11 protein-coding genes are annotated in these 17,147 nt (G+C 68.3%); 8 read left to right on the top strand and 3 right to left on the bottom strand.

Annotated elements, in window-relative coordinates; genetic code table 11:
* Positions 1–154: 154 nt before the first annotated feature.
* Complete coding sequence (locus tag ACZ4VI_RS31880; protein ID WP_468004918.1) at positions 155–1,078, bottom strand: FG-GAP repeat domain-containing protein; 924 nt, start codon at positions 1,076–1,078, stop codon at positions 155–157.
* A 153-nt stretch (positions 1,079–1,231) separates the two neighbouring features.
* Positions 1,232–5,050: a GH92 family glycosyl hydrolase gene (locus ACZ4VI_RS31875; RefSeq protein ID WP_468004916.1), complete on the bottom strand. Its 3,819-nt coding sequence runs from the start codon at positions 5,048–5,050 to the stop codon at positions 1,232–1,234.
* A 389-nt stretch (positions 5,051–5,439) separates the two neighbouring features.
* Here ACZ4VI_RS31875 and ngcE point away from each other — a divergent pair, with 389 nt between their 5' ends.
* The 3 genes from ngcE to ACZ4VI_RS31860 are packed head-to-tail and all read left to right on the top strand — an operon-like array spanning position 5,440 to position 8,843.
* On the top strand, positions 5,440–6,915 hold the full coding sequence (gene ngcE / locus ACZ4VI_RS31870; protein ID WP_468004914.1) for an N-acetylglucosamine/diacetylchitobiose ABC transporter substrate-binding protein: 1,476 nt from the start codon (positions 5,440–5,442) through the stop codon (positions 6,913–6,915).
* 54 nt (positions 6,916–6,969) lie between these two features.
* On the top strand, positions 6,970–7,893 hold the full coding sequence (locus ACZ4VI_RS31865; protein ID WP_468004912.1) for a carbohydrate ABC transporter permease: 924 nt from the start codon (positions 6,970–6,972) through the stop codon (positions 7,891–7,893).
* A 26-nt stretch (positions 7,894–7,919) separates the two neighbouring features.
* On the top strand, positions 7,920–8,843 hold the full coding sequence (locus ACZ4VI_RS31860; protein ID WP_468004944.1) for a carbohydrate ABC transporter permease: 924 nt from the start codon (positions 7,920–7,922) through the stop codon (positions 8,841–8,843).
* 60 nt (positions 8,844–8,903) lie between these two features.
* Here the strand turns inward: ACZ4VI_RS31860 and ACZ4VI_RS31855 are convergent, their stop codons facing one another.
* Complete coding sequence (locus ACZ4VI_RS31855; RefSeq protein WP_468004910.1) at positions 8,904–9,857, bottom strand: immunity 49 family protein; 954 nt, start codon at positions 9,855–9,857, stop codon at positions 8,904–8,906.
* A 404-nt stretch (positions 9,858–10,261) separates the two neighbouring features.
* Here ACZ4VI_RS31855 and ACZ4VI_RS31850 point away from each other — a divergent pair, with 404 nt between their 5' ends.
* From ACZ4VI_RS31850 to dxs, 5 genes are all read left to right on the top strand, one after another.
* A complete protein-coding gene (locus tag ACZ4VI_RS31850) occupies positions 10,262–11,473 on the top strand; it encodes an ROK family transcriptional regulator (RefSeq protein ID WP_468004908.1) in 1,212 nt (403 codons plus the stop codon).
* Between the two features lie 122 nt (positions 11,474–11,595).
* Positions 11,596–12,696, top strand: coding sequence for a substrate-binding domain-containing protein (locus ACZ4VI_RS31845; protein WP_468004906.1), 1,101 nt, complete (start codon positions 11,596–11,598; stop codon positions 12,694–12,696).
* 192 nt (positions 12,697–12,888) lie between these two features.
* Positions 12,889–13,695 carry an ATP-binding cassette domain-containing protein gene (locus ACZ4VI_RS31840; RefSeq protein ID WP_468004904.1) on the top strand — a complete coding sequence of 269 codons (807 nt, stop codon included), beginning with the start codon at positions 12,889–12,891 and terminating at the stop codon, positions 13,693–13,695.
* Entirely contained in the window at positions 13,692–14,993 is a 1,302-nt protein-coding gene (locus ACZ4VI_RS31835) for a sugar ABC transporter permease (RefSeq protein ID WP_468004902.1), read from the top strand. Before ACZ4VI_RS31840 ends, ACZ4VI_RS31835 begins: the two co-directional genes overlap by 4 nt.
* Before the next feature lie 210 nt (positions 14,994–15,203).
* A complete protein-coding gene (gene dxs, locus ACZ4VI_RS31830; protein ID WP_468004900.1) occupies positions 15,204–17,123 on the top strand; it encodes a 1-deoxy-D-xylulose-5-phosphate synthase in 1,920 nt (639 codons plus the stop codon).
* Positions 17,124–17,147 lie beyond the last annotated feature (24 nt).

The following is a 17,147-nucleotide window of genomic DNA, read 5'->3' as shown; positions in this document are numbered from 1 at the left end:
CCCGAAGAGGACGTCGCGGATTGCCTCGCGGTCGCCGTCCTGGCCCGCCGCAGCCTCCCTTCGGTGGGACGTGTCCCGCGACGAGCAGAAGGCCCCGCTCCTCGGAAGAGGAGCGGGGCCCGTTCGTCTGTTCGTCAGGCGCCGAGGGCGTCGATCAGAACATGAAGCGGTACGTGTTCCAGCCGCCGGAGCCGATCAGGGCACGGGACTTGAACGGGACGGCGGCGTTGCCGGTGCCCGAGTAGCGGTACAGCTTGCCGGACGTGTCACGCGCGATCAGGTCGCTGTAACCGTCCAGGTCCAGGTCGCCCACACCCACGAGGGAGTTGTAGATGCCCCAGCCGCCACCGATCTTGGTGCGGCCGGAGAACGGGGCCTTGTAGTCGCCCGTGCCCTTGTAGAGCCACAGCACGCCGGAGCCGTCGCGCGCGACGATGTCCGCCTTGCCGTCACCGCTGAGGTCGCCGACACCCGCGATCTGGTTGTAGATGTTCCAGCCGGCGCCGACCTTGATACGGCCGGCCAGCTTGCCGTTGCCGTAGCCGAGGTAGATCCACAGCGTGCCGGCCGAGTCGCGAGCGATCAGGTCGGCTGCGGCCGCGCCACCGAGGCTGCCCGGCGACAGGACCTTGTTGTAGATGTTCCAGCCGCCACCGACGGTGATGGCATCGCTGCCCTCGCCGTCCGCGTAGCCCAGGTAGCCGGCTACGTCCCACACCCAGATGTCGTCGGCGACACCGTCGCCGTCGTTGTCGGCCTGCTGGGCGTTCTTGACGCCGTCCCAGCCATCGGTCTGGAACTCGCGCGCCTCGTAACCACCCGAGCTGTTCGGCGCGTAGTAGTAGAGGTTGGAGCCGGAGACGGCGCCCAGCCAGCGGTACTCCGCCTCGGCCGTCGTGGAGGCGATGCTCGCCTTGGGCGCGGGCGCAGGCTTGACCGCGGCGGCGGCCTTCTCCGCGGGCTGCGGGGCGTCGGCCGCGACGGCCGACGTGGTCGTGGCGACCAGGGCCGCGGTTATCGCCGCGACCGTGACACGGGACAGGATGCCCGTGGTGTTCAGGCCAGAAGAATTGGCCACGTAAGACTCCAGTCTCTGGTGGAAACGGGTCCGCCGCGCCCGGTCGAGGGCGCGGCGGGACCACTCATGCCCTTGGATCCTCGCACAGAATCTTCACGGCACAATTGGTTTGTGACAGAACTGTTTCGGTGAAAAGCTCATGTTTGTCTCGTGTCAACGGAGAAGCTCCAGTTCCGCCAACTGCGCCTCCTTGTCGAGGACCAGACGGTAGGTCGTGTACGAGCCCGGTGCCGCGACCGTGAACGCCCGGGTCTGGCGGTCCCAACCGAAGGTCTCCCCGGCCCTTTTGTCCACGTCCGTCCAGGTCTGACCGTCCGTCGAGCCCTGCAACACCCACGCATCAGGCGCCGATTCCGCCGCCGCCGACGTCAGCGTGTACTGCACCACCCGCGTCCTCTCCGCGACCGGCAGCTTGACGGAGGTCAAGGCCGCCGACGTGGCCGAGGTGTTGTCCACGAGCGCGCCCGTGCCCGTCGTCGCGTCCGTGCGCGGGGACGGCGCCTTGCCGTACGGGGTGATCGAGACCGGGCCCGCCTGCGTGCCCGTGCCCCAGGACGAGGGCCTCGGGCCCATGTCGAACTTCAGGGTGCCGCCCCTGGCCAGCAGGTCGTGCGGCAGTGCGGTGGAGTTCCAGTGGACGCCGTTGACCTTCACGCCCTGGACGTACAGGTTCCGTGGGCTGTTCCTGGGGGTCTCGACCACCAGCGTGCGGCCGCCCTCCATCCGTACCGTCGCCTTGGTGAAGAGCGGCGAGCCGATCGCGTACTCCCCGCTGCCCATCACCAGCGGATAGAAGCCCAGCGCGGAGAAGAGATACCAGGCGGACTGCTCGCCGTTGTCCTCGTCGCCGTGGTAGCCCTGCCCGATCTCGCTGCCGGTGTAGAGCCTGGAGAGCACCTCGCGGACCTTCTCCTGCGTCTTCCAGGGCTGCCCCGCCGCGTTGTACATGTACGGAACGTGGTGCGCGACCTGGTTGGAGTGGCCGTACATGCCCATCCGGACGTCGCGGGCCTCGGTCATCTCGTGGATGACGCTGCCGTACGAGCCGACGAACTCCGGGCTCGCCGTTTCCGGTGTCGAGAAGTACGTGTCCAGCTTCTTGGCGAGACCGCCGCGCCCGCCGTACAGCTGCGACAGGCCGCGCGAGTCCTGCGGGGCGGTGAAGGCGTAGCCCCAGCCGTTGGTCTCGGTGTAGTCGTGACCCCAGATCCTCGGGTCGTACCGCTCCGAGGGCACCCGCCAGTCGCCCTTGAGGTCACGGCCCTGGAAGAAGCCGGCCTCGGCGTCGAAGAGGGAGACGTAGCTCTGCGCGCGGGAGAGGAAGTACGCCGCCTCCTCCCGGTAGCGCTTCTTGCCGGTCTTCTTGTGCAGCGCCTGCGCCATCTTCGCGATGCCGTAGTCGTTGAGGTACCCCTCCAGGGACCAGGAGAGGCCCTCGTGGGTCTCCGTCGACGCGTAGCCGAGGAAGGGACTCGTCTCCATGCCCTTCCGGCCCACGCCCCGGCTCGGCGGCACGACCGTGGCGTTCTTCAGCGCCGCCTCGTACGCCGCCTCCGCGTCGAAGTCCACGCCCTTGACGTACGCGTCGGCGAACGCCACGTCCGAGGAGGTGCCGGTCATCAGGTCGGCGTAGCCGGGGGAGGACCAGCGGGAGATCCAGCCGCCGTCCTTGTACTGCTGCACGAAGCCGTCGACCAGCTCACCGGCCTTCTTCGGGGTGAGGAAGGAGTAGGCCGGCCACGTCGTGCGATAGGTGTCCCAGAAGCCGTTGTTGACGTACACCTTCCCGTCCACGACCTTCGCCCCGGTATGGGTGGGGGTGTCCGGGCCCGTCATCGGGGAGAAGGGGCTCGCGTACTTGTACGTCGTACCCACCTTCTCGAAGCCCGAGTTCGGGTACAGGTAGAGGCGGTACAGGCTGGAGTACAGCGTCACCAGCTGGTCGTGGGTCGCGCCCTCGACCTCGACCCGGCCCAGGATCTCGTCCCAGGCGTCCTGCGCCCGCTCCTTCACCTGGTCGAAGCCGGTGCCGGCCGGGAGCTCGTCCGCGAGGTTCGCCTTCGCCTGGTCGACGGAGATCAGCGAGGTCGCGATGCGCAGGGTGACCGTGCGGTCGGCGCCCGCGTCGAAACGGAGCAGCCCCTTGACGCCCTCGGCCGCGGAGGCGGTGACCGGCGCGTCGAAGACGCCGTACACGAACATCCGGGTGGCGCCCGTCGACAGACCGCTCTTGACGTCCGAGAAGCCGGTGAAGGAGCTGTTCGCCGCGTCGAGGGTCAGGCCGCCCTCCGCCGTGACGTTGTCGAGGACGACGCTCGCGTCCTGACCCGGATAGGTGAAGCGCATCAGCGCCGCGTGGTCCGTCGGGGTTATCTCGGCCTTCAGGCCGTTCTCGAAGGTGACGCCGTAGTAGTGCGGGCGGGCCGTCTCCTTCTCGTGGCGGAAGGCGAGCGCCCGCTGGACCCGGTCCGTCGGCGGAGTGCCGGCCGCCGCCGACGGCATCACCTGGAAGGTCTGCCGGTCGCCCATCCAGGGACTCGGCTCATGGCTCGCGGCGAAGGCCTGCACCGTAGGCAGGTTGTCCGCGTTGTTGCCGCGCGCGTACTCGTACAGCCAGCTCTTGGAGGCGGAGTTGGTCACCGGCGTCCAGAAGTTGAAGCCGTGTGGGACGGCGGTCGCCGGGAAGGTGTTGCCGCGCGAGAAGGAGCCGCTGGAGTTCGTGCCCCGGGTGGTCGAGGCGTAGTCGGAGAGCCGGTCGAGGCGCTTCTCCGGCGCCTTCGCCCTGAGCGCGATGTCGTCGATCCAGCCCTGGAACTTCGCCGGACCCTTGGGGGAGTCGTACGCCAGCAGGATCCGGTCCACGGTCTTGCCGGCCGCGACCGTGCCGATCCGCGAGGACACCTGGTTCCACTGGTTGACGTAGAGCCGCCTGGCCGCGCCCTGGCCCTGCGGGGACAGCAGCCCGCCGTGGGAGTCGGTGGCGCGCAGGTCACTCAGATAGGTGCCGTCGGTGAAGGCCAGGTCCACCGACACGTTCGTGGCGGGGTAGGTGAGGTCCGTCTCGGGGAGGGACGGGAAGATCCGGTACGACAGCTCGGTGTCGCGGGCGATCCGGGTGTCCACGTCGAAGATCCTGTTGTACGAGTACGCCCGGCCGTCCGGCTTGTGCGTACCGGCGTAGCGCAGCGCCCGCTTTCCGGTGAAGCCGGCGTTCGCCTTGGCGGTCGGCGAACCGCCGGGGCCCCGGTCGACATGGCTGCGCATGTCCTCGGGCACGGGGGCGGAGGTGTCCCCGTTCGAGAACTGAACGTCCGCCAGCTGGGTGAGACCCGCGCCGGCGTTCTTCGTGATCTCGAGTCGGTAGTGCGCGTACGCCGTGCCGCCCGCGAAGTCGTACGTCTTCGTCTCGAAGCGCTTGGTGAAGCTCTGGGCCTCCCGCGTGTCGAGGACCTTCCACTCCTTGCCGTCCGCCGAGCCCTTGAGCGTCCAGTCACGCGGGTCGCGCTCGGCCGCGTCGTTCGCCGACGTCATGGCGTAGGTGACCACCTTGACCGGCTCGTCGAGGTCGAACTCGATCCAGGCGGTCGGCTCGAAAACCAGCCATTTCGTGCCGGGCTGGAGGTCGACCAGATTCTCCTTGGTCTCTCCGGCGCTCGCGTGCTCCCCGCTGGCCCGCAGCGTGGCGACCTTGTCGGTGACATTGCCCGGTATTCCACTGGCGAAGCCGCCGTCGACCCCCGACGCCCGCTTGGCGCCGTCCACTCCGACATCCACCGCGTTACGCCAGGTGGGCGGAGTTTCGTCCGGTTCGAAGGAGGTGGAGAACTCCTGGGCGGATGTGTCTGTTTGGCCCGGAAGTGCCTGTGCCACCGAGGGCGCGGAGGTCAGTACCAATGCCGTCGACGCGACCAGCGCGGCGGTTCTGAAGCGGGGGTTCCGGGACCGTGATCGGGTGCGAATTCTGTGCTCCATGCCGTGTCGCCGCTCCTGCCACTGGATTTGGACAACGTTGTCAAGCGAATGGCGCAGGCTCCAGTAGGGGGTCAAGTGTCAGAGGGTGTCAAGGGTGTTGACGGCAAGTCGAGGGATGAATCGGCACAGATACGCCGTCATAATCCGCGAGGTCTCAACTAGGGAAAGACTGCCCCGCAAACCTGCTTTCGATCTTGCTCCGAAGAAGGGAAGTGGACTATACCTGTCGGCGTCCGGACCGTCGTACCACTGACCCCGACGGCACGACGCCTGTACGTGTACGACCCAAGCTGCATTCGAATGCGGTGGCGGGGCCCTTCGCCTGTGGCGAGCAGATAACGGGCGACCGGTACACCGCCTGAGTCCTGAATGAAGGCGAGGACTTGAGCATGGGATCCACCTCCGCGCACGACACCTCCGCGCACGACACCTCCGCGCACAACGACGAGGGCCTCGGCCGCCGCGATCTGATCAAGCGCTCCGCCGCTCTCGGTCTGATCACGGTGCCGACGATGGGCTTCCTTTCCGCCTGTGCCACCGGTGGCGGTGGCGGCGAGAAGAGCCCCAAGGCCGCCGGCGGCGAGAAGACCGCGAAGAACCCGCTCGGCGTGAAGCAGGGCGCACCGCTGGAGGCGTTCATCTTCAAGGGCGGCCTGGGCGACCAGTACGCCAAGGACGCGGAGGCCGACTACAAGGCCACCTACGGTGCCGAGGTCAAGCACACCGGCACCCAGCAGGTCGGCCCCAAGCTGACCCCGCGCTTCGCGGGCGGCAACCCGCCGGACGTCATCGACAACTCCGGCGCCGACCACCTGGACATGAACAAGCTCTCCACCCAGGGCCAGCTCCAGGACCTGAACGAGCTCCTCGACGCCGCCTCCATGGACGACCCGGCGAAGAAGATCCGGGACACCATCCACCCGAGCACGATCGAGAAGGGCAAGCACGGCGACAAGTTCGACGTGCTCTACTACGCCTTCACGATCTACGGCACCTGGTACTCGCAGAAGCTGCTCGAGTCCAAGGGCTGGGCGTACCCCAAGACCCTCGACGAGATGGTCACGCTCTGCGGCGAGATCAAGAAGGCCGGTATCGCCCCCTGGACGTACGCCGGCAAGTACCCGTACTACGTCCACTTCAACCTCTTCGCCCAGATCGCCAAGATCGGAGGCATGGAGAAGTGGATCTCGATCGACAACCTCGAGCCCAACGCCTGGACCAGCAACGACGCGGTCAAGGAGGTCGTCGAGCACTACGAGGAGCTGGCAGCCAAGAAGTACTTCCTCGAGGGCAGCCAGGGCCTGACCCACATCCAGTCGCAGACCGCCTGGAACAAGGGCAAGGCCGTCTTCATCCCGAACGGCTCCTGGGTCGAGAACGAGGCCGCCCCGACCACCCCGGCCGACTTCGGCATGGCGGTCGGCGCCCTCTTCGACGGCACCGGCGACAAGATGCCGCACGGCACCCTGCGCGCCGAGCCGAGCGAGCCGTACCTGGTCTCGGCCAAGGGCCAGAACCCGGCCGGCGGCATGGAGCTGCTGCGCATCATGCTCTCCAAGAAGCACGCGCAGAACTTCGCGACCAAGGTGAAGTCCCTGACCTGCGTCATGGACGCCACCGAGGGCATGACGCTCTCGCCCGGTCTCGCCTCCGCCAGCAAGGTCTTCAAGGAGGCCGGCACCAACCTGATCAGCCTTCAGCTGCAGGAGTGGTACCCGGCGCTGACGGACGAGAAGATCGGTGGTCTGACCGGTCAGCTGCTCACGGGTGAGCTGAAAGCTGCCGACTGGATCAAGAAGACCCAGGAGGAGTGCGACAAGGTGGCCAAGGACAGCTCCGTGGCCAAGTTCAAGCGCACCGCCTGACCAGCTGGTTCCGCAGCACCCGCACCATAAAGAGGGGAAGGGCCGGGGAGCACCATGCAACACGGCAAATACCGATTCATCGTGGGCTTCCTGGCCCTGCCTCTGATCATTTACGCACTCTTCGTGATCTCGCCGTTCGTCCAGGCGTTCCAGATCTCCATGACCGACTGGTCCGGGCTCGTGGGCACGGCGCAGTTCGTCGGCCTGGACAACTTCCAGAAACTCTGGGACAGCGACGACTTCTGGAACGCGCTCCGCCACAACATCTACATGCTGGCGCTGGTCCCGGTCGTCACCCTCGGCCTCGGGCTCTTCTTCGCCTTCATGCTCAATGTCGGCGGCCGGCGCAGGAAGAACGAAGTCGTCACCGGTGTGGCCGGTTCCAAGCTGTACAAGTTCGTCTTCTTCTTCCCGCAGGTCATCTCCATCACGATCATCGCGGTCATCTGGTTCAACATCTACAACCCGGACCCGAACGACGGCATGCTCAACTCGCTGCTCGGCGCGGTGGGCCTGGAGGGCCTGCAGAACTCCTGGCTGGGCGAGAAGAGCCTCGCGCTCTGGTGCATCAGCGCGGTCATGGTCTGGGGCCACGTCGGCTTCTACGTCGTGCTCTTCTCCGCGGCGATGGCCTCCATCCCACGGGACATCTACGAAGCGGCCCTGCTCGACGGCGCCAACCGCTTCCACACCTTCTTCAAGATCACCCTGCCGCTGCTGTGGGACACGGTCCAGACCGGCTGGGTGTACATGGGCATCATCGCGCTCGACGCCTTCGCCCTGGTCCAGATCATGTCGGTGAACATGGGCGGACCGGACGGCGCCACGGACGTCATGCCGCTGAGGCTCTATCTGACGGCCTTCCGTGACAGCCAGTTCGGCTACGCCTCCGCCATGGGCATCGCGATGCTCATTGTCACGATGACCTTCGCAGTGCTCACGATGCGCTTCGCGCGCCGTGAGCGGATCGAGTACTAGGGGTACGGCGGATGACGACCGAAGAGATCGAGACGACCGACGAGGTCGAGAAGGTGGCGGGCGAGCCCGCCACCCCCACCGCGAAGCTCGGGCCGACGACCGGCCGCTCCTCCGAGGGTGGCGGCGTCCTCAACGTCTTCTCCCACGGCATCCTGATCGTCTGGGCGCTGATGGTCGGCGTCCCGCTGCTGTGGGTGCTGTGGAGCGCCTTCAAGGACAGCAACGGCATCCTGACCGACCCGTGGGGCCTGCCGACCGTCCTGCACTGGGAGAACTGGTCCAACGCGTGGAACGACGCGAACATGGGCCAGTACTTCATCAACACCGTGATCGTGGTCGGCGGTTCGGTGATCGGCACGATGGTGCTCGGCTCCATGGCCGCGTACGTCCTGGCCCGCTTCACCTTCCCGGGGAACAGGTTCATCTACTACCTGTTCGTCGCCGGCATGTCCTTCCCCGTCTTCATGCTGGTGATCCCGCTCTTCTTCGTGCTGCGGGACTTCCCGGGCAGCTCGCTCCTCGCGACGTACCACGGTCTGATCCTGGTCTACATCGCCTACTCGCTGCCGTTCACCGTCTTCTTCATGACGGCGTTCTTCCGCACCCTGCCGACCTCGGTGGCGGAGGCGGCGATGATCGACGGCGCCTCGCACACCCGGACGTTCTTCCAGGTGATGCTGCCGATGGCCAAGCCCGGCCTGATCAGCATCGGCATCTTCAACTTCCTGGGCCAGTGGAACCAGTACCTGCTGCCGATGGTGCTCAACCAGCAGGAGGACAAGTACGTCCTGACCCAGGGCCTGGCGATGATCGCGCTCCAGCAGGGGTACGAGAACGACTGGGGCGCGCTCATGGCGGGCATGATGATCGCAATGCTGCCCGTCCTGGTCGTGTACACGATCTTCCAGCGCCAGGTCCAGTCCGGCCTGACGGCGGGAGCGCTCAAGTAGCCCGTCCGCGGCCGGTCCGAAGGGCCGCCGGGCGAAGGCTCCGACGGCCCTGCTCCCCGCCTACTTCGCGGACCAGTGCCCGAGGTTGTTCTCACCCGCGTCGGCGGCGCGCCGGAGGGCGTCCGAGCGGCCCACGACGCCGTGCGGCAGGTACGCGGAGCGGACGTCAAGGTCCCAGCCGTGCACCTGGACGGCGAGCGCCGCCAGGGTGAGGGCGTCGAGCGGCAGCAGCGTGCGCGGGGCCGGGTCCGTGCCCACGCTCTCGCGGTGGACGACGAGCCGGGCCGCCAGGGCCTGCTCGAAGGCGCGCCGGTCGTCGTCGAGCAGGACGCGCAGCAGTCGCTGATCCGGTGTCAGCGCCGCGGCCGCGTCCAGCCGCTCGACGGCCTCGGCGCGCTCCTGCGGGTCCGGCTTGCGCAGCGGCACGGTCGGCCAGTCGCGGGGCAGGTGCCCGCCTGCCTCGGTCAGGTAGGGACAGAGCGCCTCCATCGCGGCCAGGTCGGCCGGCTCCGACGTCGGGGTCAGCTTCGAGTACGGGACTCCGTCGCGGATCGCGGGGGCGAAGTCGCCGCGCAGGAGCAGTCCCGTGACCCGCTGCCAGTCCCACACGAGTCCGCTGACCACGACGGCTGCGAACGTGTCCAGCCACGTACGGGCCGTGGGAGCCTCGTCGACGACGTCCTGGAACGCCATCTCCTCGCTGGTCAGCTCCTGGCGGACGAGCGGGAACGTGATCTCCTGATCGCCGTTGGGGTAGCAGCCGAGGCTGATCACGCCGAACGAGCACTCCGCAGCCGTCAGCAGCGCGAGGCGCGAGCCTTCGTCGAGCCCGGGCTCCGTCAGCGAGCGAGCGGCGACGTGATCGAGCAGCTCGTCGCCCATCTCCCGCAGCCGGTCGAGGCGGAAGCTGCCGTAACGCATGCTGTGCCACCGCCCGAAGGTCCGCCCGTGGATGTCGTCGAGCGCCTGGGCTATGCGCCCCTCGCTCACATCGTGATGCGCCACTTCCTGCACGAGTGCCGTCCTTCCAAGATCGATTCGCCGGAAGCGGACGCTATCAGCGGCCTCGGACACCCTTAGTCGTACGTCCGGCTACGCGTACGTCCGGCCCCGCGCGCGACGGTGCGTGGCGCCACGCGGCCGAGGCGTCACACGGAGTGATCGGTGAAGCGTATGAAGAAGCCGCAGGCGCAGGTGGGCACGGAGAGGTGCCCCCGTAGGTACGGTGAAAAGGAGACCGGAGCCGGTATCGCCGCGGGGCTCATCCGAGCCTCCGCTTGCTCAAGGTCTTGACGGGGGACAAGCCGAAAGGCTCATCTTAGAGTTCACAAGTTGGAGCAAGCTGGGGTCTCACAGGCGCGGCCCCGGCCCGGGGGCGGTGATCACACCGTCCGTCGCAGGCGGGAGTGGATGAGTCGATGGAGACTCCGGGGTCGCAGACATCTCTGCACAAGGCCAATCTCGAACGGGTCGTCCGTGCGGTACGCATGGCGGGCTCGCTCACCCAGGCGGAGATCGCCCGGGCGACCGGCCTGTCCGCCGCCACGGTCTCCAACATTGTGCGGGAGCTGAAGGACGGCGGAACCGTCGAGGTCACCCCCACCTCCGCGGGCGGCCGCCGGGCCCGCAGCGTCTCGCTCTCCGGCGACGCCGGCATCGTCATCGGCGTCGACTTCGGCCACACCCATCTGCGCATCGCCGTGGGCAACCTCGCCCACCAGGTGCTCGCCGAGGAGTCCGAGCCACTGGACGTCGACGCCTCCTCCGCCGAGGGCTTCGACCGGGCGGAACGCCTGGTCATGCGGCTGATCGAGGCCACCGGCATCGGCCGCGACAAGGTCGTCGGCGTCGGCCTCGGCGTACCCGGACCGATCGACGTCTCCTCCGGCACCCTCGGTTCCACGTCGATCCTGCCGGGCTGGAGCGGCATCAACCCGGCCGACGAGCTCTCGGGGCGCCTCGGCGTGCCCGTGTACGTCGACAACGACGCCAACCTGGGCGCGCTCGGTGAGCTCGTCTGGGGCAGCGGCCGCGGGGTCAGGGACCTGGCCTACATCAAGGTGGCCAGCGGCGTCGGAGCGGGACTCGTCATCGACGGGCGGGTCTACCGGGGGCCCGGCGGCACGGCGGGCGAGATCGGGCACATCACCCTCGACGAGTCGGGCCCGGTCTGCCGCTGCGGCAACCGCGGCTGCCTGGAGACCTTCGCGGCCGCGCGCTACGTCCTGCCGCTGCTCCAGCCGGGCCACGGCCCCGATCTGACCATGGAACGGGTCGTCCAGCTGGCCCGCGAGGGCGACCCCGGCTGCCGCCGGGTGATCGCCGACGTCGGCCGCCACATCGGCAGCGGCATCGCCAACCTCTGCAACCTGCTCAACCCCAGCCGGGTCGTCCTCGGCGGCGACCTCGCCGAGGCCGGCGAGCTGGTGCTCGCCCCGATCCGCGACTCCGTCTCGCGGTACGCGATCCCCAGCGCCGCCCGCCAGTTGTCGCTGGCGCCCGGGGCGCTCGGCGGCCGCGCCGAAGTGCTCGGCGCGCTGGCTCTCGTACTGAGTGAAATGGGCGATTCGACCCTTCTGGAGAGCACTCCGCCCAGCGCCGTGCGGGCTTCGAGTCCTGCCTTCACTTAGATAACGAATGGCACCGTTGCCATCTCGTTAAGGATTTACTTCTTGACGATGTCTCTGCGGCCGAGTTGACTTCCAGCCACCTCGGCCGCAAAGTCGCGGCCTCGTCAGGGAGGCAACCCCACATGAACGCAGTGACGCGTCGCATCGTCATAGGCACGGCCGCGGTTTCCATGGCCCTCTCCGTCGCCGCCTGTGGCAAGGCGGGCGACAGCGACTCGGGTAGCGGGAACGGCGGCGACAGCAAGACCATCGGTCTGCTGCTGCCGGAGAACAAGACCACGCGTTACGAGACCTTCGACCGCCCCATCATCGAGGCGAAGATCAAGGCTCTCTGCTCGGACTGCGAGGTCAAGTACAACAACGCCGCGCAGGACACCGAGACGCAGAAGAAGCAGTTCGACGCGCTGGTCACGCAGGGCGTGAAGGTCATCATCCTGGACTCGGTCGACTACAAGGCCACCAAGTCCTGGGTCCAGCAGGCCGAGAAGAAGGGCGTCAAGGTCGTCGCGTACGACCGCCTGGCCGAGGGCCCGATCTCCGCCTACGTGTCGTACGACAACGAGAAGATCGGCCGTCTCCAGGGCGAGGGCCTCGTGAAGGCGCTCGGCGACAAGGCCAAGGACGCCAACGTTGTCATGATCAACGGCTCGCCGACCGACCCGAACGCCCCGCTGTTCAAGAAGGGCGCCCACAGTGTCCTCGACACGGGCGTCAAGAAGGTCGTCTACGAGCAGGACATCCCGGACTGGTCCCCGGACGAGGCCAACAAGAAGATGGGTGCCGCCATCGACTCGCTGGGCAAGGACGGCTTCCAGGGCGTCTACTCGGCCAACGACGGCATGGCCGGCGGCATCATCACCGCCCTCTCCAAGCAGGGCGTCAAGGTCCCGGTCGGCGGCCAGGACGCCGAGCTCGCCGGTCTGCAGCGGATCCTGAAGGGCGACCAGGCCTTCACGATCTACAAGCAGATCAAGCCCGAGGCCGAGACCACCGCCGAGATCGCCGTCCGCCTGCTCAAGGGCGAGAAGATCGACGACCTGGTTCCCACCAAGGTCACCAGCCTCACTGGTGAGTTCAAGGACATCCCGGCGAAGCTGTACGACGCCCAGGTCGTGACCAAGGAGAACATCGGCTCCACGATCATCGCCGACGGCGTCTACGAGGCCGAGGCTCTCTGCACCGCCGAGTACAAGGCGGCCTGCGAGGCGGCGGGCATCAAGTAACACCCGCTGCCGGTACGGCCCTTCGGACTCCGCCGACCTCCCGGCGACCTCCCCCGAACGGCCCCCCGGTCCGGTCCGGCGCACCCGCCCCGTTCAACGCCCCGCAAGCGGGGGCGGGGCGCCGGACTCCTCTCACAGCCCCCCTCAGTGCTCTCTCGCACCACCATCCCCGCCGGTCAGGCGGCGAAGGAGATGATTCACGTGTCCGCTACGCCCGTGCTGGCGTTGCGCGGAGTCTCCAAGCGGTTCGGCGCCGTCCAGGTGCTCACCGACGTAGAACTGGAGATCCACGCCGGTGAGGTCGTCGCCCTGGTCGGCGACAACGGCGCCGGCAAGTCGACTCTCGTCAAGACGATCTCGGGTGTCCACCCGATCGACGAGGGCGTGATCGAGTGGGACGGCCGGCCCGTCCAGATCACCAAGCCCCACGACGCCCAGAACCTCGGAGTCGCCACCGTCTACCAGGACCTGGCGCTCTGCGACAACCTCGACGTCGTCGCCAACCTCTTCCTCGGCAGCGAGCTGAGCTCCGGCTCGGTCCTCGACGAGATCGCCATGGAGAAGCGCGCCAAGGAGCTCCTGGACACCCTGTCCATCCGGATTCCTTCGGTCCGCATCCCGGTCGCGGCGCTCTCCGGCGGTCAGCGCCAGGTCGTGGCCATCGCCCGCGCCCTGATCGGCGACCCGAAGATCGTCATCCTGGACGAGCCCACCGCCGCCCTCGGCGTCGAGCAGACCGCACAGGTGCTCGACCTCGTGGAGCGGCTGCGCGAGCGCGGCCACGGAGTCATCCTCATCAGCCACAACATGGCCGACGTCCGCGCCGTCGCGGACCGCGTCGCGGTCCTGCGCCTCGGTCGCAACAACGGCGACTTCAAGGTCGCCGACACCAGCCACGAGACGATCATCGCCGCCATCACCGGTGCCACGGACAACGCCGTGACCCGCCGGCAGGCCCGTACGGCCTCGGCCACGGCCACGAAGGAGGACGCGAAGTGAGCGACCTCGCCAAGACCCCCGAGACCACCCCCGAGGCGCCCGAGGTCACGGAGACCTCCGCCGCCCCCGTCCCCGCCGTCGACCCGCGCCTGCTGGTCCGCGAGGAGGGCATCAAGGGTTACTGGACCGAGTTCACCCGCAAGATCCGCGGCGGCGAACTCGGCTCCCTGCCCGTCGTCCTCGGCCTGATCGTCATCGCGATCGTCTTCCAGGTCCAGAACGAGAACTTCCTCTCCGCGAGCTCCGTCGCCAACATCGCGGTGTACGCCTCCGGCCTCGGCATCATGGCCGTCGGCATCGTCTTCGTCCTGGTCCTGGGCGAGATCGACCTGTCGATGGGCTCGGTGGCCGGTGTCGGCGCGGCCGTCTGGGCCGGATTCCAGGTCAGCAACGGCATGAACGAGTGGCTGTCCATCGTGCTCGCCGTGCTCACCGGCACGCTCATCGGCGCGCTGCACGGCTTCTTCTTCGCCAAGGTCGGCGTCCCGGCCTTCGTGGTCACCCTTGCCGGCTTCCTCGGCTGGATGGGTTTCCAGGAGTGGCTGATGGGCGGCGAGGGATCGATCAACACGCCCTCGGGCAGTGTGGTGGAGAACCTCACCAACTACTTCTTCGCCGACAAGGCCGCCGCGTACGGCCTCGCCCTGGTCGCGGTCCTCGTCTACCTCGCCTCGCTGCTGCGCGACAGCAGCCGCCGCAAGGCCGCGCTCCTGCCGGCCCGCCCGGTCAGCGAGATCGTGCTGCGCACGGCCGTCGTCGCGGTCCTCGTCTTCGTCGTCGCCTTCGTCATGAACGAGCCCGCCGGCGCCCGTGGCCTGCCCCTCGCCCTGGTCCTCTTCCTGGCCGTTCTCGTGATCGCCGACTTCGTCGCCCGCCGCACCCTCTTCGGCCGCAAGGTCTTCGCGGTCGGCGGCTCCGCCGAGGCGGCCCGCCGCGCCGGCATCAACGTCGACGGGATCCGCATCGCCGTCTTCGCGATCTCCGGCACGCTCGCCGCGTTCGGCGGACTCTTCATCGCGAGCCTCTCCGGCGGCGCCACCAAGAGCCTGGGTGGCGGCAACACGCTGATGCTGGTGATCGCGGCCGCCGTCATCGGTGGCACCAGCCTCTTCGGAGGCCGGGGCAAGGTCTGGTCGGCCCTGCTCGGCATGATCGTGATCCAGTCCATCCAGCAGGGACTGAACATGATCGGCATGTCGAACTCCATCCAGAACATGATCACCGGCGCGGTGCTCCTCGCCGCCGTCGTGATCGACTCCGTCTCGCGCCGTACGCAGAAGACGGCGGGCCGCGCGTAACGCCACCGCGTTACCAAGCCCACAGTGTCCGGCGCCGGAGAACCGGTGCCGGGCACTGCTGCGTCTGGCCCTGTGTACCGCCCGAACGCCCAGCGGTGCGTCGGCCACACGGGTGACACGCACCCCGCCGCCCGATGACGACGGCCGGGGGCGGAACATTAGACTCGACAAATCGGCAAGCTCGACCAGCTCAATGGCAAGGAGGCACGGGTGGCATTGCTGACCCGTATCAGGGGACCGCGCGATCTGGACCGGCTCTCCCCGGAACAGCTGGACCAGCTGGCCGAGGAGATCAGGACGTTTCTCGTGGACGCCGTCTCCAAGACCGGTGGCCACCTCGGGCCCAACCTCGGCGTGGTCGAACTGACCATCGCCCTGCACCGCGTCTTCGACTCCCCGAAGGACAAGGTCCTCTTCGACACCGGCCACCAGAGCTACGTCCACAAGCTGCTCACGGGCCGCCAGGACTTCTCGAAGCTGAAGATGAAGGGCGGCCTGTCCGGCTACCCCTCGCAGGCCGAGTCCGAGCACGACATCATCGAGAACTCCCACGCCTCCACGGTCCTCGGCTGGGCCGACGGCCTGGCCAAGGCCAACGAGGTCCTGAAGAAGGACGACCACGTCGTCGCCGTCATCGGTGACGGAGCTCTCACCGGCGGCATGGCCTGGGAGGCGCTGAACAACATCGCCGCCGCCAAGGACCGCCCGCTGGTCATCGTCGTCAACGACAACGAGCGCTCCTACGCCCCGACGATCGGCGGGCTCGCCAACCACCTGGCCACCCTCCGTACGACCGACGGCTACGAGCGTTTCCTGGCCCGCGGCAAGGACATCCTGGAGCGCACCCCCGTCGTCGGGAAGCCGCTCTACGAGACCCTGCACGGCGCCAAGAAGGGCCTGAAGGACTTCATCGCCCCGCAGGGCATGTTCGAGGACCTCGGCCTGAAGTACGTCGGCCCCATCGACGGCCACGACATCGAGGCGCTGGAGTCCGCCCTGACGCGCGCCAAGCGCTTCGGCGGCCCGGTGATCGTCCACTGCCTCACCGAGAAGGGCCGCGGCTACCAGCCCGCCCTCCAGGACGAGGCCGACCGCTTCCACGGCATCGGCCCCATCCACCCCGACACGGGCCTGCCGATCAAGGCCTCGGGCGCCGACTGGACCTCCGTCTTCGGCGAGGAGATGGTCAAGCTCGGCAAGGAGCGCGAGGACATCGTCGCGATCACGGCCGCGATGCTGCAGCCGGTCGGCCTGAAGAAGTTCGCGGACGCCTTCCCGCACCGCATGTACGACGTCGGCATCGCCGAGCAGCACGCCGCCGTCTCCGCGGCGGGCCTCGCCACCGGCGGACTGCACCCCGTCTTCGCGGTCTACGCGACCTTCCTCAACCGCGCCTTCGACCAGGTCCTCATGGACGTGGCCCTGCACAAGTGCGGTGTCACCTTCGTCCTGGACCGGGCCGGCATCACCGGCACCGACGGCGCCTCCCACAACGGCATGTGGGACATGTCCATCCTCCAGGTGGTCCCCGGCCTCCGGCTCGCCGCCCCGCGCGACGCCGAGCAGGTACGGGCCCAGCTGCGGGAGGCCGTCGAGGTCACCGACGCCCCGACCGTGGTCCGCTTCTCCAAGGGCGCCGTCGGCCCCGCCGTACCGGCCCTGCGCCGCATCGGCGGTATGGACGTGCTCCGCGAGCCGGGCACCGACACGCCCGACGTCCTGCTCGTCTCGGTCGGCGCGCTCGCGCCGATGTGCCTGGAGATCGCCGGTCTCCTCGACAAGCAGGGCATCTCCACCACCGTCGTCGACCCCCGCTGGGTCAAGCCGGTCGACGAGGCGCTCGCCCCGCTCGCCGACCAGCACCGGGTCGTCGTGACCGTCGAGGACAACAGCCGCGTCGGCGGTGTCGGTTCGGCCGTCTCCCAGGCCCTGCGCGACGCCGGCGTGGACGTACCGCTGCGCGACTTCGGCATCCCGCCGCGCTTCCTCGACCACGCCTCGCGCGCCGAGGTGATGGCCGAGATCGGTCTGACCGCGCCGGACATCGCCCGTCAGGTCACCGGCCTGGTCTCGCGCCTCGACGGCAGGTATGAGGACAGCGCCCGGGCTGTGGAGCCCGCACGCGACTGACGCAGGCGACACAGCGTCACCATT

This window comes from Streptomyces sp. NPDC029169 (assembly GCF_055563935.1).
Note: the sequence above shows the minus strand (reverse complement) of the source record. Positions and strands in the feature narration are given on the sequence as shown.

Coding starts and splice junctions, on each gene's coding strand:
- ACZ4VI_RS31875 (WP_468004916.1), bottom strand. CDS start 5,050: ATGGAGCACAGAATTCGCACCCGATCACGGTCCCGGAACCCCCGCTTC.
- ngcE (WP_468004914.1), top strand. CDS start 5,440: ATGGGATCCACCTCCGCGCACGACACCTCCGCGCACGACACCTCCGCG.
- ACZ4VI_RS31865 (WP_468004912.1), top strand. CDS start 6,970: ATGCAACACGGCAAATACCGATTCATCGTGGGCTTCCTGGCCCTGCCT.
- ACZ4VI_RS31850 (WP_468004908.1), top strand. CDS start 10,262: ATGGAGACTCCGGGGTCGCAGACATCTCTGCACAAGGCCAATCTCGAA.
- ACZ4VI_RS31845 (WP_468004906.1), top strand. CDS start 11,596: ATGAACGCAGTGACGCGTCGCATCGTCATAGGCACGGCCGCGGTTTCC.
- ACZ4VI_RS31840 (WP_468004904.1), top strand. CDS start 12,889: ATGATTCACGTGTCCGCTACGCCCGTGCTGGCGTTGCGCGGAGTCTCC.